The sequence below is a fragment of the Pseudomonas sp. TH34 genome (genome assembly GCF_016650865.1).
GTDB classification, from domain to species: Bacteria; Pseudomonadota; Gammaproteobacteria; order Pseudomonadales; family Pseudomonadaceae; genus Aquipseudomonas; species Aquipseudomonas yamanorum.
The window spans coordinates 1-24314 of the sequence record NZ_JAEKFB010000006.1 but is presented as its reverse complement, the minus strand read 5'-3'; the positions used below and the strand labels follow the sequence as shown (position 1 = coordinate 24314).

18 protein-coding genes and 1 riboswitch are annotated in these 24314 nt (G+C 61.7%); of the genes, 12 read left to right on the top strand and 6 right to left on the bottom strand.

The window, feature by feature from the left end; genetic code table 11:
* Positions 1 to 560: 560 nt before the first annotated feature.
* The 4 genes from JFU58_RS04230 (at position 561) to JFU58_RS04215 (ending at position 6368) form a co-directional block, all read left to right on the top strand.
* A complete protein-coding gene (locus JFU58_RS04230) occupies positions 561 to 1277 on the top strand; it encodes an MgtC/SapB family protein (RefSeq protein ID WP_010172203.1) in 717 nt (238 codons plus the stop codon).
* Positions 1278 to 1569: 292 nt separating this feature from the next.
* On the top strand, positions 1570 to 2196 hold the full coding sequence (locus tag JFU58_RS04225; protein WP_063031192.1) for a response regulator transcription factor: 627 nt from the start codon (positions 1570 to 1572) through the stop codon (positions 2194 to 2196).
* Between the two features lies 1 nt (position 2197).
* Positions 2198 to 5800, top strand: a complete 3603-nt coding sequence (locus tag JFU58_RS04220; RefSeq protein WP_201139915.1) for a transporter substrate-binding domain-containing protein — start codon at positions 2198 to 2200, stop codon at positions 5798 to 5800.
* 136 nt (positions 5801 to 5936) lie between these two features.
* A complete protein-coding gene (locus JFU58_RS04215) occupies positions 5937 to 6368 on the top strand; it encodes a chemotaxis protein CheY (RefSeq protein ID WP_201139914.1) in 432 nt (143 codons plus the stop codon).
* On the opposite strand, the gene dkgB is transcribed toward JFU58_RS04215, so the two are convergent.
* From dkgB to JFU58_RS04195, 4 genes are all read right to left on the bottom strand, one after another.
* The gene (dkgB, locus tag JFU58_RS04210) at positions 6365 to 7168 is read right to left on the bottom strand and encodes a 2,5-didehydrogluconate reductase DkgB (RefSeq protein ID WP_201139913.1); all 804 of its coding nucleotides are present in this window, start codon (positions 7166 to 7168) and stop codon (positions 6365 to 6367) included. The genes JFU58_RS04215 and dkgB overlap by 4 nt on opposite strands.
* Positions 7169 to 7324: 156 nt before the next feature.
* Positions 7325 to 8245, bottom strand: a complete 921-nt coding sequence (locus JFU58_RS04205; RefSeq protein WP_201139912.1) for an ABC transporter substrate-binding protein — start codon at positions 8243 to 8245, stop codon at positions 7325 to 7327.
* Positions 8242 to 8574, bottom strand: a complete 333-nt coding sequence (locus JFU58_RS04200) for a (2Fe-2S) ferredoxin domain-containing protein (protein WP_177070174.1) — start codon at positions 8572 to 8574, stop codon at positions 8242 to 8244. Before JFU58_RS04200 ends, JFU58_RS04205 begins: the two co-directional genes overlap by 4 nt.
* An 11-nt stretch (positions 8575 to 8585) precedes the next feature.
* Positions 8586 to 10520, bottom strand: coding sequence for a TonB-dependent receptor plug domain-containing protein (locus tag JFU58_RS04195; RefSeq protein ID WP_201139911.1), 1935 nt, complete (start codon positions 10518 to 10520; stop codon positions 8586 to 8588).
* Positions 10521 to 10614: 94 nt separating this feature from the next.
* Positions 10615 to 10823: riboswitch (cobalamin riboswitch) on the bottom strand.
* Positions 10824 to 10924: 101 nt separating this feature from the next.
* Here JFU58_RS04195 and lexA point away from each other — a divergent pair.
* From lexA to JFU58_RS04155, 8 genes are all read left to right on the top strand, one after another.
* On the top strand, positions 10925 to 11542 hold the full coding sequence (gene lexA / locus JFU58_RS04190) for a transcriptional repressor LexA (protein WP_201139910.1): 618 nt from the start codon (positions 10925 to 10927) through the stop codon (positions 11540 to 11542).
* Positions 11542 to 12153 (top strand): translesion DNA synthesis-associated protein ImuA, encoded by a 612-nt coding sequence (gene imuA, locus JFU58_RS04185; protein WP_017475309.1) that lies wholly within the window; start codon positions 11542 to 11544, stop codon positions 12151 to 12153. Before lexA ends, imuA begins: the two co-directional genes overlap by 1 nt.
* A gap of 7 nt (positions 12154 to 12160) precedes the next feature.
* Positions 12161 to 13576, top strand: coding sequence for a Y-family DNA polymerase (locus JFU58_RS04180; protein WP_201139909.1), 1416 nt, complete (start codon positions 12161 to 12163; stop codon positions 13574 to 13576).
* Positions 13552 to 16641: an error-prone DNA polymerase gene (locus JFU58_RS04175; protein ID WP_201139908.1), complete on the top strand. Its 3090-nt coding sequence runs from the start codon at positions 13552 to 13554 to the stop codon at positions 16639 to 16641. The genes JFU58_RS04180 and JFU58_RS04175 overlap by 25 nt, the downstream gene beginning before the upstream one ends.
* A 113-nt stretch (positions 16642 to 16754) precedes the next feature.
* Positions 16755 to 18464: an ATP-binding protein gene (locus tag JFU58_RS04170; RefSeq protein ID WP_201139907.1), complete on the top strand. Its 1710-nt coding sequence runs from the start codon at positions 16755 to 16757 to the stop codon at positions 18462 to 18464.
* A gap of 165 nt (positions 18465 to 18629) precedes the next feature.
* Complete coding sequence (gene uvrA, locus JFU58_RS04165) at positions 18630 to 21158, top strand: excinuclease ABC subunit UvrA (RefSeq protein ID WP_201139906.1); 2529 nt, start codon at positions 18630 to 18632, stop codon at positions 21156 to 21158.
* 109 nt (positions 21159 to 21267) lie between these two features.
* A complete protein-coding gene (locus JFU58_RS04160) occupies positions 21268 to 21693 on the top strand; it encodes a hypothetical protein (RefSeq protein WP_063031168.1) in 426 nt (141 codons plus the stop codon).
* A gap of 143 nt (positions 21694 to 21836) precedes the next feature.
* On the top strand, positions 21837 to 22631 hold the full coding sequence (locus JFU58_RS04155) for a nitrilase-related carbon-nitrogen hydrolase (RefSeq protein ID WP_063031166.1): 795 nt from the start codon (positions 21837 to 21839) through the stop codon (positions 22629 to 22631).
* A gap of 99 nt (positions 22632 to 22730) precedes the next feature.
* Here JFU58_RS04155 and JFU58_RS04150 read toward each other — a convergent pair whose 3' ends face one another.
* Both JFU58_RS04150 and JFU58_RS04145 read right to left on the bottom strand, forming a co-directional pair.
* Entirely contained in the window at positions 22731 to 23201 is a 471-nt protein-coding gene (locus JFU58_RS04150; protein ID WP_201139905.1) for a hypothetical protein, read from the bottom strand.
* A gap of 115 nt (positions 23202 to 23316) precedes the next feature.
* On the bottom strand, positions 23317 to 24063 hold the full coding sequence (locus JFU58_RS04145) for a BPL-N domain-containing protein (RefSeq protein WP_201139904.1): 747 nt from the start codon (positions 24061 to 24063) through the stop codon (positions 23317 to 23319).
* Positions 24064 to 24314 lie beyond the last annotated feature (251 nt).

The window sequence follows — 24314 nt, the reverse complement described above, 5'->3', positions numbered from 1 at the left end:
TGGGCGAGGCTGCGTTCGGCGCGACTCGGTGCAGTGCCTGGCTTGATGATCGCAGTGTGGCCGACGCAGCCTCGCTTGGGCTCGACAGCTGCTACGGGGGGGGAGGCCCCTACCTGAACCCTCCCTGAAGAATATTCCTAACCTTATCGGGTAAGCTTTCCTACGGTTTACTCTCCTTAAATCGGAGCGTAAGCTTTGCGCGTTTTCATCAATAGCGGAGACTCTCAGTGGGTACTTGTTCGAGTGACAGTCGTCGGCCGGTCTCGATAACCGGCACATACTTGGCAAGGTAACGCGCATTTTTCCGATGCCGTTGTCTCGCCCAGAAGCGAGAAGCGGCATCCCGGTAGCGGCCAGTCCTGGCCCGATCCCGATTTCCCTCTCATCGACGCTGACCCGTACGTGATGCCTTGCATCGCGGTACTACGGACGCGCCTGTCGTTTGCGACGGGCGGGCCTGTCCTGTCGTGCCCGTGACCCAATCACGGCCCAGGATGGTCGTACCTGCCCGAAGGTTTCCTCGCCTAAGTTTGGCTGGCAATAAACAGGGAAGACTGACTATGCAAGCAATCAACAACATCAACCTCAATTCGCTGGTCGACACACTGGTCAGCCTCACTGCGGCCTTTATCCTCGGTGGACTGATCGGCTTCGAACGTCAGTACCGCCAGCGCACGGCGGGGTTGCGTACCAACGTCTTGGTGGCGGTGGGCGCGGCGATTTTCGTCGACATGGCCAACCGTCTGGGCGGCGCCGAAGGGGCGGTGCGGGTCGTGGCCTATGTGGTCTCGGGCATCGGTTTTCTCGGTGCTGGCGTGATCATGCGGGAAGAGGGCAACGTGCGCGGGCTGAATACCGCGGCCACCCTTTGGGCATCGGCGGCGGTGGGCGCCTGTGCCGGTGCCGACCTGATCCTCGAAGCGTTGCTGGGTACGCTGTTTGTGCTGGCGGCCAACACGTTGCTGCGGCCGATCGTCAATAACATCAACCGCCAGCCATTGGACGTGGTGTCGGCCGAGGTGACCAACATTCTCTATGTGGTGGCCCGTCGTACCCAGCAAAAAGCAGTACTGGCCTTGCTCGAAGCCGAACTTGCACGCTGCAACTACCCGGCCAGCGATGTGGACGTGCGCCCCTTTGGTCCTGAAGAGGTGGAAATCGAGGCGACGCTGGCCGTGACCTCGGTGGACGGTGACGAACTGGACGCCCTGGTGGCGCGCATTTCCACCTCGACCCTGGTGGTACAGGCGTTCTGGAGCCCGAGTACCACCGACTAGACGACCTCGGCTCCCCGGAACCCCACTGTTTACTATGCTTCTAGCGAGGAAAAGTCCTACATGCGACTGGGACTATCCCTTCAGGTGACGCGTCATTCCATTGGTAAGGTTGCGCGCTTGCGACTAGCCAGGCACGCAGGTGCGGCCACCCATGGCTATGCGCTGTTCAAATGGAGGGACCCGACTGCTTCTTGTAGGAATGTTCAGAGCCGCTCGTCGGAACTGTCATTTCTCACAGGTAGATAGGTCCCGTGTGATGTGCAACGGTACTGAATCCTCCCAGGGGAGCCTTATGAGCAAAGCTTTAATAGTGGATGACCACCCATTTATCCGCGCAACCGTCCGGTACCTGTTGAAGCAGGAAGGCTTCGACACGATCTTCGAGGCCGGCAACGGTGCCGATGCGATGCAGATCGCACGGGAAGAACGCCCCGAACTGATCATCCTCGACCTGGCGATGCCGAAGTTGGGTGGCCTGGAGGTGATCAGCCGGATCAAGGCACTGGGCTTGCCTTGCAAGATCCTGGTGCTGACGTCCTATCTGGCGGTGTTCTTTTCTACCCGCTGCATGCGTGCCGGCGCGATGGGTTTTGTGGCCAAGACCGGCGAGCTGGATGAACTGCAAAAAGCCATCAAGGCGGTGATGTCCAACTACAGCTGCTTTCCCAGCCTGCCTACCAGCTCGGTGCGCCGGGACGATTTGCAGTCCACCGAACAGGACCTCGTGGCAGAGCTTTCCGACCGTGAGTTGACCGTGCTGCAGAAGTTGGCGCTGGGGCTTGGCAACAAGGACATAGCCGAGGACATGTTGCTCAGCCACAAGACCATCAGTACCTACAAAACCCGTCTGAAGGAGAAGCTGCGCATGTCATCGGTGGTGCATTTGTCCAAATTCGCCCAGCGCAATCATCTGATCTGAAATGACCAGGTCCCGGGCCTTGTGGCTCAGTGCGTGGCTGCTGCTGGGCGCGCTCTACACGCAAGCCCCGGCCCTGGGTGAGGCGCGCACCCTGTACCTGCTGGGGCACTCCATCCTCGAAACTCCGGCGGTGGGGTTGCACGAGGCGGACTGGCGCTGGCTGCGGGAGCGCCGCCGTTTGTTGATGGGGATCTCCAGCCCCGATTACGCACCGTTCGAGTTGAGCAGCAACGATGAGCTCGAGGGGATTACGGCAGATTACGCCGCACTGATAGCCGACGCGCTGAACATCACGGTTGAAGTCCGTCGTTACGACAACCGGGATGAGGTCATCACCGCACTCAAGCGCGGCGAGGTGGACTTTGTGGGGTCAGCCAACGGCTACGAGGCGGCAGACCCGCAACTGGTGCTGTCGCGCTCCTATGCCATGGATCAACCGGCCCTGGTCACCCGCACGGGCGAGAGCCAGACCCTGAGTGCGGACCTGGCCGGCAAGCGGGTGGCCATGTTCTATCATTACATGCAGCCTGATGCGGTACAGGCGTTCTACCCTCATGCCCGGCTACAGCTTTTCCCTTCGACCTTCGAGGCCATCGGCGCTGTTGCATTCGGCCAGGCGGATGTTTACCTCGGCGATGCAATCAGCGCCAACTACCTGATCAACAGGAACCACCTGAACAACGTTCGAATGGCCGATTTCTCTTCACTTGAAGTCAATCCGTTTGCGTTTGCATTTTCTCGCAACAACACGCGCTTGCTGCCGATCATCAATGCGGCGCTGGCCGCAATTCCGGTCAGTGAGCAGATGGAAATACTGCGGCGCTGGAGTGCCGGAAATCTTGGGTTCCTGGGGGCGGACCGGTTGCGCTTGAGTGCCAGTGAGCAGCGTTGGCTGGAGAAGAACCCCAGGGTAAAGGTCGCGATACTCGACAGGTTCCTGCCGGTTTCATTTATCGACAAGCAGGGCGCGTTCGAAGGGTTGAGCGCCGAGGTGTTGGCCCGTATCAGCTTGCGCACCGGGTTGAAATTTGACGTCGTCCCGGGCACCTCGATGCCCCAGCAGATTGACAAGGTCAGCACCGGCGGTGCGGACATGATCGCGGTGGTCACGCCCAGCGTTGAACGCACGGACAAGGTGCGTATTACCCGGCCTTACCTGACCAATCCGTTTGTACTGGTCAGTCGCATGGATGACCGCAGCCCTCTCACCCTGGAAGACATGGCCGGCAAGCGCCTGGCGCTGATCGGCGGCAATAGCCTGCAAGAGGGGATTGCCCAGGCTTATCCCACTATCAAGTTTGTGGACGTCGACAACCCTGAACACGCCATGGCGCTGGTGGCCAGCGGCGGCGCCGATGCGGCCGTCAATACATTGATCAGTGCGCGCTACATGATTGCCCGCGAGTACCGTGACCGCTTGCGGGTCACCAGCACGATCGGGTCCGAGCCGGCCCGCATAGCCTTTGGTGTCAACCGCAGCCAGTTGGAGTTGTATTCGATCCTCGACAAGGCATTGCTGAGTATCACGCCCCAGGAAATGGACGAATTGGCCGGCCACTGGCGTAGCGAGGTATTGGTTGAAGACAGTTACTGGGCGCGGCACCGCACCGTCATCATTCAAGGTTTCAGCCTGGCGGCGCTGCTGTTGCTGATCACCCTCGGCTGGGCGATTTACCTGCGCGGCCTGATACGCAAACGGGTGCAGGCCGAGCGCGCCCTGAGTGACCAGATGCGCTTCATGGGCGTGCTGATCGACGGCACGCCTCATCCGATTTATGTGCGTGATCGCCTGGGCCGGCTGATGGCGTGCAACAGTGCTTACCTCGATGTGTTCGATTACAAGCTGGAGGACGTGACCGGTAAAACCGTGGTCGAGACCGACACCGGCAATCGCCCCCAGGCCGAGTCTTTTCACCAGGACTACCTGCGCTTGATGGAGCAGGGGGAGCCACAGATCCAGGACCGCGTGCTCAAGGTGCCGGATGGGACGGTTCTGACGATCTACCACTGGATGCTGCCGTACCGCGACGGTGATGAGCGGGTAGTGGGCATGATCGCCGGCTGGGTGGACGTCAGTGAAAGGCAGCATCTGCTCGGCCAGCTACGGGAGGCCAAGGAGGAGGCCGACGCCGCCAATCGCTCCAAGACCACCTTTCTCGCGACCATGAGCCATGAGATACGCACACCCATGAACGCCGTGATCGGCATGATTGAACTGGCCTTGAAAGCCGCCGAACAGGGCCGGGCCGACCGCGATGCGCTGGAGTTGATCGGCGATATCCTGGACATTGCCCGCATCGAGTCGGGCCACTTGTCCCTGGCTTGGCAGCCTTCAAACCTGCACGAATTGCTGGTGTCCGTGGCGCGGGTCTTCGAGGGGCTGGCGCGGGCCAAGGGCCTGGTATTGAAGGTGGAGCTCGACCCGTTGATTGACCGATACGTGCTGGTGGACCCGATGCGTTTCAAGCAGGTGGTGTCGAACCTGCTGAGCAATGCGATCAAGTTCACCACCCGTGGTCAGGTACGGCTTGGCGCGTCCGGTTCGTCGGCGATTGCCAACGGGTACCTGAGCCTCAGGCTGTGGGTGGAAGACACCGGCATCGGCATCAGTGTCGAAGACCAGAAACGTCTGTTCAACCCGTTTATCCAGGGCACGAACACCGCGCAATCGGCGCGCAGCGGTTCCGGCCTGGGCCTGGTCATCAGCCGCAACCTCTGCGAGATGATGGGCGGGCAACTGCAATTGAGCAGCTTGTTGGGGCAGGGCACCCGGGTGGACGTCACCCTGGCATTGGCCGTCGCCGACGCAACCCGGGTGCCGGCCGTCTCCGTTGCCCTGGAAACTTCGCCGGCCCACGCATTGAGCATCCTGGTGGTGGATGACTACCCGGCCAACCGGCTGCTGCTGGCCCGGCAATTGAGCTTTCTGGGGCATCGAATCACCACCGCCGAAGATGGCGTCCAGGGGCTTGAACTGTGGTTGTCCGGACGCTTTGATGGGGTGATTACCGACTGCAATATGCCATTCAAGGACGGTTACGAGCTGGCGCGGGATATCCGCACCCTGGAGCGTGAACGCGGCCTGGCGCCTTGCCTGTTGCTGGGGTTCACCGCCAACGCCCAGCCCGAGGAAGCCGAACGTTGCCGACTGGCGGGAATGGATGGCTGCCTGTTCAAGCCCACCGGGCTTGAGGACCTGCATGCGGCCCTGATGTCGCGCACAGCCACGCCCTCGGTGGCCCCGGTCAGCGTGGATGAGTTGTCGCCAGACTTTGATTTGCGCGACCTGGAGAAGCTGACCGGAGGGAATGTCGACGCAGTAAAAGAGCTGCTGGTGCCATTGCTCGACAGCCTTGAAGCTGACCATGGGCAACTGGTGGTCCTGCAACACAAGGCCGACTTCGCCGGCCTGCACGACCTGGCCCATCGAACCAAAGGCGGCGCGCGCATGGTCAAGGCCCAGGCATTGATGGAGTGCTGCGAAGTATTGGAAAACGTCTGTGAACGGCAAGCGCGTAACGAGTTGGCCAGTGCCATCGACGGCATGGATGAAGCGCTCGCTCACCTGCATCACGGGTTGTCGGTTTATTGCAATCAGACTTGACTGGCGAGGGCTGTCATTCGAGCTGTTTGGGACAACTCCTACATGAAGGTGGAACAAGCCTTATTTAGTCTTCGGAATATGTCTGGAAAATAGGCCGCCCAGTCCCTCACGAGCGCTCCTTGCTCAGGTGTTCGCCATGCCAAACAAAGTACTGACCATCCTGATCGCCGATGAACAGCACCTGCAACGGCTGTACATCGAAAAAATGCTCAACCAATTGGGCTACTACCGCATCGTCCCGGTGCAAACCTTCGACGAAGTGCTGATCCTCACGGCCATCCCGACCGAGCCGTTCGACGTGTTGATCATCAATGCCGGGTTGGCGGCCAGCGAGGGCGGGGTACTGGCCTACCAGGAGCAGCACCCACAGATTCGCCATGTGTTGGTCTACGATATCCGGGACCTGGGCACGCCGGCCGCCACAGCGACACTGCTGGTGCGCCTGCCGGGTGCGCCGGACAGCGTCAACCTCGAACACTTCATGGACATCATCGACCCACCACCAGCCACCAGCGGGCTGCGGGTGTTGCCGTGGCTGCGGGAATTATCCCGCAGCCCTGTGGCTTAGTCCCAGTTCGGCGCGATGCCCTTGGGGCTGGTCAGCCGATGGCCACGCTCCAGGCCGGCGATCTGCGCCATGTCGTCATCGCTCAAGGTCAGGTCCAGGGCATTGAGGTTGCTGGCCAGGTTGGCGCGCTTGGTCGACGACGGGATCACCGCGTAGCCCAGTTGCATGGCCCAGGCCAGGGTCACTTGCGCCGGGGTTGCCTGATGCCGTTCGGCGATCTGCTGGATCACCGGGTCCTTCAGCACTTCACCGTAGGCCAGGGTCATGTAGGAGGTGATCTGGATACCATGGGCCTTGGCAAAATCCACCACGGTGCGGTTTTGCAGGTACGGGTGCAGCTCGACCTGGTTGGTCGCGATGTGCTCGGCACCGACGGCGGCAATTGCCTGTTTCATCAGGTCGACGGTGAAGTTGGAAATACCGATTTGGCGGGTCAGGCCCTGGCGCTTGGCTTCCAGCAACTGGCCCATGAATTCGGCGACCGGCACCTGGTCTTCCGGCGATGGCCAGTGGATCAGGGTCAGGTCCAGGTAATCGGTCTGGAGCTTGCGCAGACTCTCCTTGAGGCTGGGAATCAACTGGCCTTCGGCGAAATTGGCGATCCAGATCTTGCTGGTGATAAACAGCTCGTCCCGTGGGATGCCGCTGTCGGCAATGGCCTGGCCGACATCGGCTTCGTTCTCGTAGATTTGCGCGGTGTCGATGACGCGGTAGCCCAGTTCCAGGCCGGTGCTGACGGAGTCGATGACGACCTGGCCTTGCAGGCGGAACGTACCGAGGCCGAATGCGGGAATAGACATGAGTGACTCCTGAAGTGATGTGAACAATGGAGTCGAGTATCGGCTCCTCGTTCCTTCAGAAAAACCGCTGAATCCGAAAAGGACTCTTTACCAAAAGTCATGAGTGGTGAAGAGCAAAAGCCATCGCGGCAAGCCAGCTCCCACAGAAGACTGTGTTTATTCAGCCAGTTTTTTGAGTTGCCGCGCCAGGTCCAGGGCCACCCGCCCGCTGCTTGCCGTGGGCACCAGGTGGGTAAACGGAATATCGATCATCCGGTTCTCCCGCACCGCCCGCAAACGCGAGAGCACCGGGTCACTGGTCAGCAACTGGCGCTTGCGGCTGGCCGGTGACCACACTGCATCCGCCAGCAAAATCACATCCGGGTCACTCATCAGCAGGGTTTCGCTGCTCACGGTGACGCGGTATTGGTTGATCCCGGCGAATAAATTGCGCGCCCCGGCAGCCGCCACCAATGTAGTGACAAAACCCCGCCGGCCTTCGCTGTCCAGCCCGTTGACTTCACTGTCGAGGTAAAACACCGACAGCGGTTTACCCTTGCCAGTCAGTGCCTGGGCACTGGCCAGGTCGGCGTCCATGGCATCGCTCAACGCCCGCGCCCGTTGCTGTTTGTGCACCAGGGCGCCGAGGGTAAACAGGTCGTTGCGGATATGCCCGAAGTAATCCAGCGAATGCCCGTCACACGCCGACTCCAGCAAATATGACCCAACCCCGTTGCCGGCCAACCCTGTGCGGGAAGTGACGCCAGTGCCAAAGGCAGTGGCGAACCCACCGACCACCAGATCCGGTTTCTGCGCATAGAGCACTTCGCTGGACGGGTACTTGGGTGCAATCACCGGCACGCCGAAATACTCGCCGTGTCGGTGGGCCACACCGTTGTCATCCAGATACGCCACGCCCACCAATGCCGAGCCGACATCCAGCGCCAACAGCAAGTCGGCAGCATGCTGGTTGAGGGCCACGATGCGCGAGGGCGGTGAGTGGGTGGCCGTCCAGTCCTGGTTGCAGTTGCGATAACGGTCCGCCAGGGCCAACGATGGGCAGAGCAGGGCGCCCAACAGCAACCACGACGCTTTCACGGGCGCTCCTTGATCAGCAAATCCTCGACGACTTCGCCGCCCACCAGGTGCACTTCCACCAGCCGTTGCACGTCTGCGTTGCTGTGCACGCCGTACCAGCACGTGTCCGGGTACACCGTCACAATCGGGCCCAGGTTGCACGGGAACTGGCAGTGGGTGCGGGTCAACAGCACGCCGCCAGGTTTTTCGATGCGGTCGTGTGCCAGCAGGTGGCGGCGCAGGGTTTTCCATAATTGCAGCGCGCCACGCTGGGTGCAGCGCGGGCCGGTGCACAGGAACACGTGACGGGCGTGGTCAGGCACATGGGACCAGTCCGGATGAGTTTCCACGGGCGTACTCATCAGAAGCGATACGTGTAGCGTACTTCGGAGGTGAACGGCCGCCCGAGGTTGTCGACGTTGCTGGCGCGGCTGGTGACGTAATCGCGGTCGAACAGGTTCTCTACCAGCAGGCTGACGCGGTGTTGGTGGGCGTTGTCGAGGTAGCGATAGGCGTCGGCATCCACCACGGTGTAGTTGCCGTACTCGACCTTTTTCGAGCTGACAATATCGCCGATGTAACGCACGGCAGTACCGACGCCCCACAGGCGGTCCACCGATTCATAACCGACCCGCGAGCGGGCGAAGAAGCCAGGAATATCATTGAGGGTGACACCCGCGCGGGACTCGGTGAGGTTGCGGGTCATGTCGGCCTGCACGCTCCATTGCTCGTTAAGTTGCAGCTTGGCGTCGGCCTCGAAACCGCGCATCTGGATCTGCCCCTGGCCGTTGATCCACTGGATATCGTCCAGGGTGATCAGGTTGGTGATCTTGCGCTTGAACAGCGTCACGCTGGCGCTGAAGTCCCGCGCCAGCAGGCTGCCCTTGTAGTCTATGCCCAGCTCGGCGTTGCGGCTCTTCTCCGGCTTGAGGTTGCGGTTGCCTTTCTCATCGTCTTCGTTGACGAACAGTTGCTCGGCATTCGGCAGTTTGTAGGCGGTGCCGTATTGGCCGCGCAGGGCCCAGTTGTCGTTGAGGTCGTAAAGCGAAGTGAGCATGCCGACGGTGGCGCTGTCGCCGCCGCTCATGGCTTCGTGGCGTACGCCGATGCTCGGGTGCCAGTTCGGCAACGCTTCGATATTCGGGCGCAGTTGGGTGTACAGCGCGTGGGCCTGGGCCTTGTTGTCGTCGATGATCAATACATCGTCCTGGCCCTTGAACCACTGGTTGTCGGAACCGAATACCAGCACATGCTCGCCGGGCAACACGGCCTTGCCTTCGGCCTGCACGCCCCAGTCGGTAAAGCCCCAGTAGTCGTTGTGGTTGATGACCTTGGTGCCGCCGCCTTCGACATTGTTGAGACGGGTGTAGCGCGTGTCCCAATCGTTGATATGCCCTTTGACGAAGTAGCTCAGGCGCTCGTTGATGCTTTGCTCGAAGGTCGCCGTGGCGATTTGCTGCACGCGGTCGTTGGTGGTCTTGTGGTTGTCCACCGGGCGGGCGAAATCCAGGTTGGCGTCGGCGTATTGGTAAAACAGTTCCAGGCGCGTGTCATCGCCAAACGACTGGATCGCCTTGGTGCCGAAGGTGGTGACTTCGTAGGAGCGCTTCTTGTCGGTGACGTTTTTCATGTCGCGGTTGCGAAATGGCTGGTAGCCCTCGGAGACGTTGCGGCTGACGTAGGCCAGTAAGCCGAGGTCGCCAAACCCGTTATTGAAAATCTTCTCGACCCGGGCATCGCCGGTGGTGCCGCCGAAGGTGTCGGCGCCCAGGTTCACCTCGCCGGACGCCTCGCGGGTTTGCGGGCTGCGGGTGACGATGTTGATCACCCCCGACACCGCCTGGGTGCCGAACAGCAGGCTCTGGCCACCCTTGAGCACTTCGATGCGCTCGATGGCGTTGGCGGGCAGGGTGTCCAGGTACAGGCCGCCGTACAGGCGGTTATTCAGGCGTACGCCGTCCAGCAGGATCAGCGTGTCGTCGTTGCGCCCGCCCAGCAGTGAATAAGTGCCGTAGTCGAACGGGCCATTCTTGGGTGCCACGTACAGGCCGGGGATGAACATCTGCATCACACGCGACACATCGGCGGCGGGGCCGGCGCGTTCAATCTGTTCGCGGGTGACGATCTCAACCTTGCTGCCGTACTGGGCCATCTCGGCCACGGTGGTGGACTCCACCGACGGTGCGGAAACGTTGAGTTGCTTGAGTTCCAGGGTGTTGTCGTCGGCCAGCAGCAGGGGGCTGAACAGGCAGCCGAACAACAGGCCGGGCACAGGAGTCTTGAAAGGTCGAATCATAGTCTTCTCGGAAAAGTATCTTTCGCGAAAAGCACGCACGAGTAGGCACCGAGCACACGCCAATACCGGCCCATGCCCGCCCACCGCAGGATTTTGCCAAACAGAATTCCAGGCCGGTCTCCGGGCTCACGCGTATGGACACCTTCACCTTCCCATGGCGCGCAGGCCACAGTGGTGTGTCGAAGGGGTCACGCGTCTACCGTTGCGGGGGCAGCACCGGACTGGCTCAAAAAAAGAGCGGCACCGGTTTCCCGTTTCACCCCAAGCACGGCGGCAGGGGGCACCTGAAACAGGCCGGCATCTGAACATTCGAAAGACCGTTCGTCAACTTGGCGGGGACTTTTCCGGTGGCTGCATGGGAAGCGACTGACGGATATTGCCAGAAAATTCCCACAGGAGTACAAATGTACTCCATGACGAATCTAACGCCCCGCCGTACCGCCATCCTGACCTTTATCCGCGACCGTATCGCGCAGCAAGGCCAGTCTCCCAGCCTCGCCGAGATCGCCGAGGCGTTCGGCTTTGCCTCCCGCAGCGTGGCGCGCAAGCATGTGCTGGCGCTGACCGAGGGTGGCTTTATCGAGGTCAATCCCAATCAGGCGCGCGGCATTCGCCTGCTCAATCAACCGGCGCGGCCGGAGCTGCTGGACATCCCGGTACTCGGCCGGGTAGCTGCCGGCTTGCCCATCGGCGCTGACGCTGAAGTGCACAACCGCCTCTTACTCGACCCGGGCATGTTCGCGAAAACCCCGGATTACCTGCTGGGGGTACAGGGCGATTCGATGATCGAAGACGGCATCCTCGATGGCGACCTGGTGGGCGTACGCCGCAGCGCCGAAGCCTTGAACGGGCAGATCGTGGTGGCGCGCCTGGACGGTGAGGTCACCATCAAGCGTTTCGAACACGTCGGCGAGCGCGTGCGCTTGCTGCCGCGCAACCCCGCTTATCAACCCATCGTGGTGCGGCCCGATCAGGACCTGGCCATCGAAGGGGTGTTCTGCGGTTTGGTGAGGCAAGGCTGATGGGCGCCGTCGTTGCACTGGACTCGCTGTTCAATGGCGGCCGGGTCTGGAAAGGCCGGCCTGCCGCGCCGCCCGCCAGCGTCCATCCCACCGGGCTTGCGGCCCTGGATGCAGTGCTGCCCAGCGGTGGCTGGCCGGAAGCGGCGTTGAGCGAAATCCTGATGGCGAAGGAGGGCGTGGGTGAGTTGCAACTGGTGTGGCCGACCCTGGCGCGGTTGTCGGCGGCCGGCGAGCGCATCGTGCTGGTGGCGCCGCCTTACACGCCGTACCCCCACGCCTGGCAAAACGCCGGGGTGGATGTGCGCCAGCTTTCCGTGATCCAGGCCGATGAACGCGATGCCTTGTGGGCCGTGGAGCAATGCCTGCGCTCCGGCAGTTGTGGCGCGGTGCTGTGCTGGCCACGCAAGGCCGATGACCGGGCCTTGCGCCGCTTGCAGGTGGCGGCGGAAACCGGCCAGACCCTGGCCTTTGCCTGGCGCTCCTTGAACGAGGCCATCAACCCGTCACCGGCCGCGTTGCGCCTGGCGGTTGAGGCGAGCCCGGCGCAAGTGCGGGTGCTCAAGTGCCGGGGCGGCCTGGCCCATCCCGCGCCCATTGCGCTTGGGCACTGAGGTTGGCATGCGCTGGGTGTGTATTGTCTTCCCGCAATTGGCGCTGGACGGGGTGCTGCGTCTGCGCTCCGAACCGGATCAGCCATTGGCCCTGTTGGCCGGCACGCCGCAACGACGGGTGCTGCAAACCGTCAATGAGGCCGCGCGCAAACTCGGCCTGCGCCCCGGCCAATCCCTGACGGCGGCCCATGCCTTGACCAAGGCTTTTGCCTGCGCCGAATACGACCCGGCGCAGATCGAATACTGGCAGCAATTTCTTGCGGCCTGGGCCTACCGTTTCAGCTCCCAGGTCAGCGTGTATTACCCACGGGCGTTGTTGTTCGAGATCGAGTCGAGCCTGGGCCTGTTCGGGCCCTGGCCGTTGCTCGAAGCGCGCTTGCGCAAGGAACTGACTGACCTCGGGTTTCGTCATCGCATCGTCGCCGCGCCGAACCCGGCGGCGGCGCGGATTCTGGCGAATGCTTACGACGGCCTGGCCGTGGCCGATGAGCACAGCCTGCAACAAGCCCTGGCGCCGATCCCCATCGACCGCGCCGGTCTCGACCCACACGCCGCCACCGCGTTGTCGCGTATGGGCTTGCGCACCCTGGCTCAGGTGCAGGCATTACCCCGGCATACCCTGGCCCGGCGTTTCGACGCGGCGCTGCTCAAGCACCTCGATGCACTGTGCGGGCAACGGCCCCTGGCCCTGGCGTTCTACCAACCGCCGGACCAGTTCGATGTGCGCATCGAGCTGAATTTTGATGTGCTGTCCCACCAGGCTTTGCTGTTTCCCTTGCGCCGTTTGACTGGCGATTTATCGGCGTTCCTGTGTGGCCGCGACAGTGGCGTGCAGCGTTTTGACCTGCACCTGGAGCACGCCGCAGAACCCGACAGCGTGATCAAGGTCGGCCTGCTCAGCGCCGAGCGTGACGCAGCAATGCTGTTCGAACTGGCCCGTGGTCGCCTGGAGCAAGTGCAAGTCACCTCGCCGGTGCGTGGCTTTCGCCTGGTGGCCCAGGACCTGCCGGTGTTTGTGCCCCAGCGCCAGGACCTGTTCGACGAGCGCCCGCAACAAACCCTGCCGTGGGAGCAACTGCGCGAACGCCTGCGGGCGCGGTTGGGGGACGAAGCGGTGCAAGGCCTGCGCTTTCACGCCGACCACCGCCCGGAATGTGCCTGGCAAGCCGGTGCTGACAGTCGCCCGTGCACACCCTCAAATAGAGTGCAGCGCCCGGGTTGGTTGCTGCATGAACCGACGCCCCTGGCCGAGCAAGGTCTACACATCCTGATGGGCCCGGAGCGCATCGAATCCGGCTGGTGGGATGGCGCCGATGTGCGCCGCGATTACTACCTGGTGCGTACCCGCGCCGGTCAACAGGGCTGGGCTTATCGCACCGTGGGCGAAAGCGGCACGCTGTGGCTGCAAGGCTGGTTCGCATGAAGTACGCGGAGCTGCATTGCCTGTCCAACTTCAGTTTCCAGCGTGGCGCCTCCAGTGCCCGCGAACTGTTCGAGCGGGCCAAACAGCAGGGTTACGAGGCGCTGGCGATCACCGATGAATGCACCTTGTCGGGTATCGTCCGTGCCTGGCAGGCGGCCAAGGAAGTCGAGTTACCGCTGATTATCGGCAGCGAGATGCGCCTGGAAAACGGCCCGAAGCTGGTGCTGCTGGTGGAGAACCTGGAGGGCTATCAGCACCTGTGCCGGCTGATCACCATCGCCCGCCGCCGTGCAGAAAAAGGTCACTACCGCCTGCTGCAGGAAGACTTCACATCCGTGCGAGGTTTGCTGGCGTTATGGATGGTCGAAGACACCGACACCCAGGCCCATATCCAATGGCTGTGCAGCACCTTTACCGATCGCCTGTGGCTGGCCGTGGAGCTGCATTGCGGCCAGAACGATGCCCGCCACCTTGAACAACGCTTGAACCTGGCCGCCAGCCTGCACCTGCCGGCGGTGGCCTGCGGCGATGTGCATATGCATGTGCGTGGCCGCCGTGCCTTGCAAGACACCATGACCGCGATCCGTCACCACGTACCGGTGGCCGAAGCCGGTGCGCGCCTGCATCCCAATGGCGAACGGCACTTGCGCAGCCTCGACGCATTGGCCGCGCTGTACCCGGCACACTTGCTGGAAGAGTCCCTGAACATTGCCCGGCGTTGCACCTTCGACCTCAGCCAACTGCGCTATCAATACCCGAGGGAACTGGTGCCCGAAGGGCAAACGCCTGAGAGCTGGTTGCGCACCTTGACCGAAGAGGGCATTGCCCAGCGTTGGCCGCACGGCGTGGACGCCAAGACCCTTGGGCAGATCAACGATGAGCTGAAGCTGATCACCGAGCTGGGCTACGAAAGCTACTTCCTCACCGTACACGACATTGTGCGCTTCGCCCGCAGCCGTTCGATCCTGTGCCAGGGCCGCGGCTCGGCGGCCAACTCGGCGGTGTGTTTTGCCCTGGGCATCACCGAGATCAACCCGAGCCTGATGAACATGTTGTTCGAGCGCTTCCTGTCCCGGGAGCGCAACGAGCCGCCGGACATCGACGTGGACTTCGAACACGAACGCCGCGAAGAAGTGCTGCAATACGTGTTCCAACGCTACGGCCGCACCCGCGCTGCGTTGACGGCGGTAGTCAGCAGTTACCACGGCGCTGGCGCGGTGCGGGACGTGGCCAAGGCCCTCGGGCTGCCGCCGGATCAGGTCAACGCCCTGGCCGACTGCTGCGGGCGCTGGAGCGATGAGGCACCACCCCTGGAACGCCTGCGCGAAGGTGGTTTCGACCCCGACAGCCCGGTGCTTCGCCGGGTGCTGACCTTGACCCAACAACTGATTGGCTTCCCCCGGCACCTGTCCCAGCACCCCGGCGGCTTTGTGATTTCCGAACACCCGCTGGACACTCTGGTGCCGGTAGAAAATGCCGCCATGGCCGATCGCACCATTATCCAGTGGGACAAGGACGACCTCGATGCGGTGGGCCTGCTCAAGGTGGATATCCTCGCGCTGGGCATGCTCAGTGCGATTCGCCGCTGCTTCGACCTGCTGCGCCGCCATCGCAACCTGGACCTGAGCCTGGCCACGGTGCCCAAGGAAGACGCGGCGACCTACGCAATGATCAGCAAGGCCGACACCATTGGCGTGTTCCAGATTGAGTCGCGGGCACAGATGTCGATGTTGCCCCGCCTGCGGCCGAAAGCGTTCTACGACCTGGTGATCGAGGTCGCCATCGTGCGGCCCGGGCCGATTCAGGGCGGTATGGTGCATCCGTACTTGCGGCGACGTAACAAGGAAGAACCCGAAACCTACCCGTCGCCGGAGCTGGAAAGCGTGCTCAAACGCACCCTGGGCATCCCGCTGTTCCAGGAACAAGTCATGCAGATCGCCATGGTCGCCGCCGATTACACCCCCGGCGAAGCCGACCAACTGCGCCGCTCCATGGCCGCCTGGAAACGCCACGGCGGCCTCGAACCTCACCAGCAGCGCCTGCGCACCGGCATGCTGAAAAACGGCTACACCGAAGCCTTCGCCGCGCAGATCTTCGAGCAGATCAAGGGCTTTGGCAGCTACGGTTTTCCCGAGTCCCACGCCGCCAGTTTCGCCTTGCTGACCTACGCCAGTTGCTGGCTCAAATGCCATGAACCGGCGGCATTTGCCTGTGCGCTGATCAACAGCTGGCCCATGGGTTTCTACAGCCCGGACCAGATCCTGCAGGACGCCCGTCGCCATCATTTGCAGATCCGCCCGGTGGATGTGCAGGCCAGTGACTGGGACTGCAGCCTGGAATCCATCGAAGGCCAGCAACCGGCCATCCGCATGGGCTTGCGGATGATCTCCGGGTTTCGCGAAGAAGATGGCCGATGCATCGAAACCGCGCGTCAGGCTCGGGCGTTTTTCGATATTGCCGACTTGGGCGAACGTGCCGATTTGGACACCCGTGCCCAGGAACTGCTGGCGGATGCCGGTGCCTTGCGCGGCCTGGCCGGGCATCGGCATCGAGCGCGCTGGGAGGTGGCCGGGGTGCAGAAGCAACTGGGGCTGTTTGCCGGTGTGGCCAGCCCCGAAGAAGCGGTGGTGGAACTGCCCCAACCGACAGTGGGCGAAGACCTGTATGCCGACTACGCCAGCGTCGGTACTACCCTGGGCCCACATCCCCTGGCATTGTTGCGCGATGAACTGCGCGCACGACGCTGCCGCAGCTCCAAAGAGTTGCTGCTGGTTGAGCATGGGCGCAACGTCAGCGTCGCCGGCCTGGTCACCGGTCGACAACGTCCGGGCACGGCCAGCGGCGTCACCTTCGTCACCCTGGAAGATGAGTTCGGCAATATCAATGTGGTGGTCTGGCGCGATTTGGCCGAGCGGCAGCGCCAGGCACTGGTGGGCTCGCGGTTGCTTAAAGTGGATGGGCGCTGGGAGGCAGTGGGGGAGGTTCGGCACCTGATCGCCGGGCGCCTGACCGACCTGACCCCGCTGCTGTCGGGCATCAGTGTGCGCAGCCGGGATTTTCGCTGATCCGGCTCTTGCTCCTTCATGGCCGCATAAGCAATATGCGATGAAACCAACCGCCGCTGTCGGGCTCAAAGTTTTCATCGCCGCCCACCTTTTATCTTTTGCAGAGCCGACTGATGCAGTTTTTATCCGATACCCATGGCTGTGATGGCTGGGCTGGGGAAATGGCCCAGAGGATTCGCGCATTCGATTGGTCCGGCACCGACCTCGGCCCGATTGGTGCCTGGCCCTCCAGCCTGGTCAGCGCCGTGCAGATGATGCTGGCATCGCCCATCCCTATGGTCATGCTGTGGGGACGGGCGGGTTACATGATCTACAACGACAGCTATTCAGTGTTTGCCGGCGGCCGCCACCCGTATCTGCTGGGGGTGCCGGTAGAACTGGGTTGGCCGGAAGTCGCCGACTTCAACCGCAATGTGGTCGACACCTGCCTGGCCGGCGGCACCTTGTCCTACCGCAACCTGCCCCTGGAACTGTTGCGCGACGGCCGCCCGGAACAAGTGTGGATGGACCTGTATTACAGCCCCGTGGCCGGTGACGATCAGCAACCGGCCGGGGTCCTGGCGATTGTGGTGGAGACCACCGAGCATGTGATCTCCGAGCGCCTGCGCCAGGAACTCACCCACAACCTGGAGCAGCGTGTCGCAGCGGAAGTGCAAGCCCGCTCCGCCGCCGAAGAACAGTTGCGCCAATCACAGAAGCTGGAAGCCATCGGCGGCCTGACCGGCGGCGTGGCCCACGACTTCAACAACCTGCTGCAAGTGGTCTCCGGCAATCTGCACCTGCTGGCCCGGCATGAACCGGACAACCTCCAGGTGCAGCGCCGCGTCAGCGCCGCCATCGCGGCAGTGGAACGCGGGGCGAAACTGACCTCGCAACTGCTGGCGTTCGCCCGTCGCCAGCCGCTGTCACCGGCGGTGTACAACCCACTGCGCATCTATGAAGGCCTGGGTGAGTTGCTGCAGCGGGCGTTGGGAGAAACCATCCACATTGATGTGCAACTGCCCCAGAATCCGTGGTGCATTAACGTCGACCGCAACCAACTGGAAAACGCACTGCTCAACCTGGCGATCAACGCCCGGGATGCTATGAAAGGCGAGGGCGTGATTCGGATCACCGGCGAAAACATCATCCTCAATCCCCCGGATTGCGCCGGCAAAAGCATCAACCCCGGTGAATATGTGCGCCTGGCCGTCGCCGACAGCGGCGCCGGCATGTCACCGACGATCCTGGCACGGGCCTTCGAACCGTTTTTCACCACCAAGCCGAATGGGCACGGTACCGGCCTGGGCCTGAGCATGGTGTTCGGGTTCGTGCGCCAAAGTGGCGGGCATGTGGAGGTCGAAAGCGTGGAGGGCAGCGGCACCATGGTGCAGATGTATTTCCCGCGCAACCTCGGAGAGCCGGAAAGCCACGATACGCCCGTCCAGCTCACACAACACAGCGGCGGCCAGGAGACCATCCTGGTGGTGGAGGACAACGAAGGCGTACGCGCGGCCGCGGTGGAATTGCTCGAACAATCCGGCTACACCGTGCTCACCGCCGAAGACGGCGACCGGGCCATGCTGATGCTCCAGGCCGGCCTGCAACCGGACCTGATTTTTACCGACGTCGTGATGCCGGGCCGGGTCAAAAGCACCGACCTGGCCGAATGGGCTCGGGAGCAAGTGCCGGCGATAGCGGTGCTGTTCACGTCCGGGCATACCCGCGACATTCTTTCCAGCAACCACCTGCTGGGCACCGACATTCACCTGCTGAGCAAACCCTATGGGCCGGATGAATTGGCGCAACGGGTGCGCTCGGTGCTGACCTCCCGAATGATGTGACGAATGAAGATCCAGCCAGCAACGCCAAGCCACTGTGGGAGCCGGGCTTGCCCGCGATGGCGGTGTGCCAGTTACCGGATGGGGTGCCTGACACTCCGCCATCGCGGGCAAGCCCGGCTCCCACAGTTGATCTTCACTGCCTTGAACACACCGATAAGGTTACCCATGACTTCCCAGCGCAACCTGCCCCCAGACACCTCACTCACCACCCAACGCCCAGGCTTCGTGCGGGTGCGGGGTGCCCGGGAACACAACCTGCGCAACGTCGACGTGGACATCCCCCGTGATGCCCTGGTGGTGTTCACCGGCGTGTCCGGCTCCGGAAAGTCCTCGCTGGCATTCTCCACCGTCTACGCCGAAGCCCAGCGCCGCTACTTCGAATCCGTGGCGCCCTACGCGCGCCGCCTGATCGACCAGGTCGGCGTGCCCGACGTCGACTCCATCGAAGGCCTGCCACCTGCCGTGGCCCTGCAACAACAGCGCGGCACACCCAGCACACGTTCCTCGGTGGGCAGCGTCACCACCTTGTCCAGCCTGATCCGCATGCTCTACTCCCGCGCGGGCAGCTACCCGGCGGGGCAACCGATGCTCTACGCCGAAGACTTTTCCCCCAACCTGCCCCAAGGCGCGTGCCCGCAATGCCACGGCCTGGGCCGGGTGTACGAAGTGACCGAAGCCCTGATGGTGCCCGATCCTTCCCTCACCATCCGCCAGCGCGCCGTGGCGTCCTGGCCGCTGGCGTGGCAAGGGCAGAACCAGCGCGACATCCTCGTCACCCTCGGCTATGACGTCGACATCCCGTGGCGCGACCTGCCGAAAAAGCAGCGCGACTGGATCCTCTTCACCGAAGAAACCCCCACCGTCCCGGTATATGCCGGCTTCACGCCCGCGCAAACCCGCGACGCCCTCAAACGCAAACTCGAACCCAGCTACCAGGGCACCTTCACCGGTGCCCGACGCTACATCCTGCACACCTTCACCCACTCCCAAAGCGCCCTGATGAAAAAGCGCGTGTCGCAGTTCATGCAAGGCAGCCCATGCCCGCAGTGCGAAGGCAAACGCCTGAACAAGGCCGCGCTGTCGGTGAAATTTGCCGGCGTGGACATTGGCGAGCTGTCGCAAATGTCCCTGCTGCAACTCGCCGAGCTCCTGCGCCCGGTGGCTGAAGGGCAGGGCGATAAAAAACTCTCCGTGGAAAAACGCCTGGCCGCCCAACGCATCGCCCAGGACCTGCTCGAGCGCGTCAGCACCCTGACCGACCTCGGCCTCGGCTACCTCGCCCTTGAGCGCAGCACACCGACCCTGTCCTCCGGTGAACTGCAACGCCTGCGTCTGGCCACCCAACTGGGCTCGCAACTGTTCGGCGTGATCTACGTACTCGACGAACCCTCCGCCGGCCTGCACCCTGCCGACGGCGAAGCCCTGTTCGCCGCCCTCGACCGCCTGAAGGCCGCCGGCAACTCGCTGTTCGTGGTGGAACACGACCTCGAAACCATGCGCCGCGCCGACTGGCTGATCGACGTCGGCCCGGCTGCCGGCGAACACGGCGGCCAGGTCTTGTACAGCGGCCCACCCGCCGGCCTCGCACAGATCGAAGCCTCGCAAACCCGCGAATACCTGTTCGCCGAAAAGCGCCCCGTCAGCCAACCACCGCGCCAACCCACCGGCTGGCTGAGCCTGGAAGGCGTCACGCGCAACAACCTCAACGACCTCAGCGTGGACTTTCCACTCGGGTGCTTCACCGCCGTCACCGGCATCTCCGGCTCGGGCAAATCCAGCCTCGTCAGCCAGGCGCTATTGGAACTGGTAGGCGCAGGCTTGGGCCGCGTGGTGGAAACCGAAGACGAACCCAGCCTGGAAGACGACGCCCCACAAACCAGTGGTGGCCGCATCAGTGGCGGGCTGGAACACATCCGCCGCCTGGTCCAGGTGGACCAAAAACCCATCGGCCGCACACCGCGCTCCAACCTCGCGACCTACACCGGGCTGTTCGACAACGTGCGCAAACTGTTCGCCGCCACACCCGCAGCGAAAAAGCGCCATTTCGATGCCGGGCAATTCTCTTTCAACGTCGCCAAAGGCCGCTGCCCGAACTGCGAAGGCGAGGGTTTTGTCAGCGTTGAATTGCTGTTCATGCCCAGCGTGTACGCACCATGCCCGACGTGCCATGGCGCGCGGTACAACCCGGAAACGTTAGCGATCAAGTGGGAAGGGCTGACCATTGCCCAAGTGCTGGGGCTGACGGTTGAACAGGCGGTAGAGGTATTTGCCGAAGAGCCGGGTGTGCTGCGCTCGCTGCAAGTGCTGCGGGATATCGGCTTGGGGTATTTGCGCCTTGGCCAGCCGGCGACCGAGTTGTCGGGCGGAGAGGCGCAGCGGATCAAGCTGGCGACCGAGCTGCAACGCAATGCGCGGGGGGCGACGCTGTATGTGCTGGATGAACCGACAACCGGGTTGCATCCGCGGGATGTGGACCGGTTGTTGAGCCAGTTGAATCATCTGGTGGAGGCGGGGCATACGGTGATTGTGGTGGAGCATGAAATGCGTGTGGTGGCCCAGAGTGATTGGGTGATTGATATCGGGCCGGGGGCAGGGGATAGAGGCGGGAAGGTGGTGGTGAGTGGCACGCCGCAGAAGGTGGCGAAGAGCAAGAGCAGCCGGACGGCGCCGTTTTTGGGACGGGAGTTGGGCTGAGTTTTGCTCGACGTGCGCCATGTTCGCCGGCAGCTTCGTGATTGCCCGAGCGTTCGGTAGACTGCAGCAGTTGGCTGGATGATCCGGCCTGTCGCTGGATCTGGAACTTATGGATACAAGTACATCTCAGGTAAGAAACCCCTCGCGCCCGGCGATGGTCACATTTTCGGTGGCTTATTGCTTGATTCTCACAATAAAAATTGCCTACTGGGTGGTCAGCGACGGCTGGGGTATGGCCAGGACGGGTGATATCTCGATCATCATGCTGCTCCCCGCTGCGCTGACCTGCATTCTGTTGGCCGTGGGTAGCCTGTTGTTGTGGTTGCGCAGTGCAAAATCTTCGTGGTTTCTATTGGGCTCGTTACTTTTCGGGCTGATGCTAATCCCGCTCATGCTTCCGGAAGTTTTCCTGGTATCGGCCAGCCAATATGTGCAGGTTGCCTGGTTCGTACTGCCGGCCGCCCTACAAGCAGCCTTGCTGATTGCTGTTTGGGTCTACAGCCTGCGGATACGCCGCACAGGCTATTTCAAGTAGCCTGTCCAAAATTGCAAAATCGGGGGTTGGACCACATTTAAAACAAGGGTGGTCTGATCCGATTTGTTGTCGTTCGACTTGACGCCGCCCATCGGAAGCTAAGCCTGGGCCCCGGAAAACCTCCTTAATGGCTGGACGACTTTATGCTCACCGCGTTTTTGCAATACCCTGTTTCGTTTGGCAATCCTGCAGCAAACTTCAGGAAGATTCGCGATCTCGTAGATTCGGCGCAATTTGATCTCTTGGTGATGCCTGAGCTTTGCACCATCGGTTATTTTCACGACTCACGTGAGGCACTGTCCAGGCACGCCGAGTTGGCGCTTGATGGGCCCACCGCGCAGTTCTTGCTACAACTGTCGGCAGACAAGGATGCAACGCTCATTGCGGGTATTGCTGAGCGAGATGGCGATCAGATCTACAACACAGCGATTGTCGTATCGCGAGGGCGATGGTTGGGGAAACAACGCAAGTGCCATCTGTCACGCATAGAAAAGCCGCTCTTCACACCTGGCGATTCATTCACCTGTTTCGATGATGGAACCTGCCGATTTGGCGTTCTGACTTGTTTTGACCTCTGGATGCCAGAAGCCGCCCGCCTGCTGGTGCGCCAGGGTGCACAGCTACTGTGTTGTCCAGCCAACTATGGCGGACCTTGGACGACCCAGCTTGCGCGTATTCGCGCAATGGAAAACGCCACTCCGCTAATCTGTGCCAATCGTACCGGTGTGGAAATGTATGCAGGCTCAGAGGCGACATTCAGAGGTGAAAGCCAGATTGTCGGGCCTATGGGAGAAGTTTGGGCATCTGCCACAGAAGAGACGTCTCTTGGCTTGTCGATAATCGACCCGGCTGCGTACCTGCTCAAAGCCAATCCTATGTGCGATGACTTAATGGAAGAGGCAAGTCGCTATGCGTTATCCGGTCCACGCTCAAAATGAACACACCCTTCTGACAAAAGAAGCAGTGCAAAATGGGTTCAGACCACGTTTAAACCTGTGGTGGTCTGACCTCGATTTTTCATAACTCCGATTTTTCAATCAGCGAACGGTGACCCCGCCATTTACACAATCGTGAATGACGCCTTCAAGCTTGCGGCACAACAGCATCAGCACAACCGAAATGTCCGGATCGCAAGGGTCTACCGCCGCACCCAGTGTAGAGACGGTAATCGACGAGCCGTCATTAATCACCTGGTCTGGCTTGGTCGACTGAATGGCCAACCTGGCATCACATTCAGCTATTTTTTGCGCGATCTCGGCGTTCGGGTCGAGGTTTTCCCATTCGATAATTTCCTGAATCTCCCCAGGTACCCAGTCTGGGTCGTCCTCTATTTGAATCAGAAATGGCGTGGGGGTATGGACCAGCAATTGCGGGATAACCATCCCATAGCCGCGCCACTCCGTTACCGAGACGTGCCACGAGGAATTTTCTCGCAGATGTCTGGCAACGTCTGACAACGTCAAACCCAGCCGTTTTGAGTTGTAGCAAATGTGTGCAGAGCTCGTCATAGCGATGCGCCTGTCGACCATTGGTTATTTGCACGCGATGCTAAAGCGCTTGTGGGTTACAGACAATTTCAAATGACCGTTCTGGCTCGATCTTCGCTGACGGGTCGTCTGCCCCCTACCTGCGCTCTTCGATGCTGCGCACTAACACCCCAAAGAGCTCACCCCGCGGCATCTCGCTCAAGGGAATATTCGCCTTCTCGAACCACTCCCGATCCGCTTCAGGATGCGGGCCACTCAGCACCACTACCCCCTTTTCATAGGTGTAACGCGCTGCCGCCACATCACCATTCCGGTAGGTCGCAATGGTTGAAGAAGGCGAGGTCGCGTCAGGCTTGGGAAAGTAAGGCCCATCCTGATAAAAGACGCTATCGGCTTTCCCATCCCACACAACCTGCACTGCCGCGTCCGCAATCCCCGCGACCTCAAACCCAGGCCTGCCCGCCTCTGAATCAAGGTCGTAGGGTATCAGGCCAAAATTGCTGTCATCGGCCAGATAAGCGCCCATACACAGCCCCAGGTAGCGCCCACCCTGGGCGACAAAGTCACGAATGGCTTGCACCCGCGCATCCCCCAAACTATCAAGCGCCGCAGGGATGTCCTGACCGCCACCGGGTTGGACGTAGAGGTCATAACGAGCGAGGCTTTGCGGCGTGATGTCGATCGATTCATCTGCACCTACAAAGTCGATCTGCGCATTCGGGCGGACGCGCAGCAGGGCTGTTTTAACCTTCTCCGAGCATTCCTCGCAGCCCGCGGGGCCTCGGTAGATAGCGACATGGGTGATGGGGGCTGCGGCTTGCACCGAGTAAGGAAGCAGCGTGAAAAACGCAAAAAGCGTCGCGGCGATGGCGTGCAGATTCATGGTTGTAGAGCCGTCTTAAAGCTGATTGGGTCCGATCGGACTTTGTGAGTCAAAGCCTAAAGCTAATGGCCACGTGAAGGCGTTAACATTTGTAAATCGGCCAGTGTTGCTTGGCGCAACATTTTCCAGGCTGGCCCAATACATCGGCTACGGATGTGTTTGGAGAAGGGCTATGCAAGGTGCAGTAACGCCGGATGGGTTGGCGTTGTTCGCTGCTTTTGTCCGATTGCTGCCATTGGTGACTGGCTGCA

Excerpts from the sequence above, each read along its gene's own strand:
- lexA (WP_201139910.1), top strand. The coding sequence starts at position 10,925 with ATGTACTCCATGACGAATCTAACGCCCCGCCGTACCGCCATCCTGACC.
- JFU58_RS04230 (WP_010172203.1), top strand. The coding sequence starts at position 561 with ATGCAAGCAATCAACAACATCAACCTCAATTCGCTGGTCGACACACTG.
- JFU58_RS04170 (WP_201139907.1), top strand. The coding sequence starts at position 16,755 with ATGCAGTTTTTATCCGATACCCATGGCTGTGATGGCTGGGCTGGGGAA.
- JFU58_RS04150 (WP_201139905.1), bottom strand. The coding sequence starts at position 23,201 with ATGACGAGCTCTGCACACATTTGCTACAACTCAAAACGGCTGGGTTTG.
- JFU58_RS04160 (WP_063031168.1), top strand. The coding sequence starts at position 21,268 with ATGGATACAAGTACATCTCAGGTAAGAAACCCCTCGCGCCCGGCGATG.
- JFU58_RS04180 (WP_201139909.1), top strand. The coding sequence starts at position 12,161 with ATGCGCTGGGTGTGTATTGTCTTCCCGCAATTGGCGCTGGACGGGGTG.
- JFU58_RS04155 (WP_063031166.1), top strand. The coding sequence starts at position 21,837 with ATGCTCACCGCGTTTTTGCAATACCCTGTTTCGTTTGGCAATCCTGCA.
- dkgB (WP_201139913.1), bottom strand. The coding sequence starts at position 7,168 with ATGTCTATTCCCGCATTCGGCCTCGGTACGTTCCGCCTGCAAGGCCAG.
- JFU58_RS04220 (WP_201139915.1), top strand. The coding sequence starts at position 2,198 with ATGACCAGGTCCCGGGCCTTGTGGCTCAGTGCGTGGCTGCTGCTGGGC.
- JFU58_RS04225 (WP_063031192.1), top strand. The coding sequence starts at position 1,570 with ATGAGCAAAGCTTTAATAGTGGATGACCACCCATTTATCCGCGCAACC.
- imuA (WP_017475309.1), top strand. The coding sequence starts at position 11,542 with ATGGGCGCCGTCGTTGCACTGGACTCGCTGTTCAATGGCGGCCGGGTC.
- JFU58_RS04215 (WP_201139914.1), top strand. The coding sequence starts at position 5,937 with ATGCCAAACAAAGTACTGACCATCCTGATCGCCGATGAACAGCACCTG.
- JFU58_RS04145 (WP_201139904.1), bottom strand. The coding sequence starts at position 24,063 with ATGAATCTGCACGCCATCGCCGCGACGCTTTTTGCGTTTTTCACGCTG.
- uvrA (WP_201139906.1), top strand. The coding sequence starts at position 18,630 with ATGACTTCCCAGCGCAACCTGCCCCCAGACACCTCACTCACCACCCAA.
- JFU58_RS04195 (WP_201139911.1), bottom strand. The coding sequence starts at position 10,520 with ATGATTCGACCTTTCAAGACTCCTGTGCCCGGCCTGTTGTTCGGCTGC.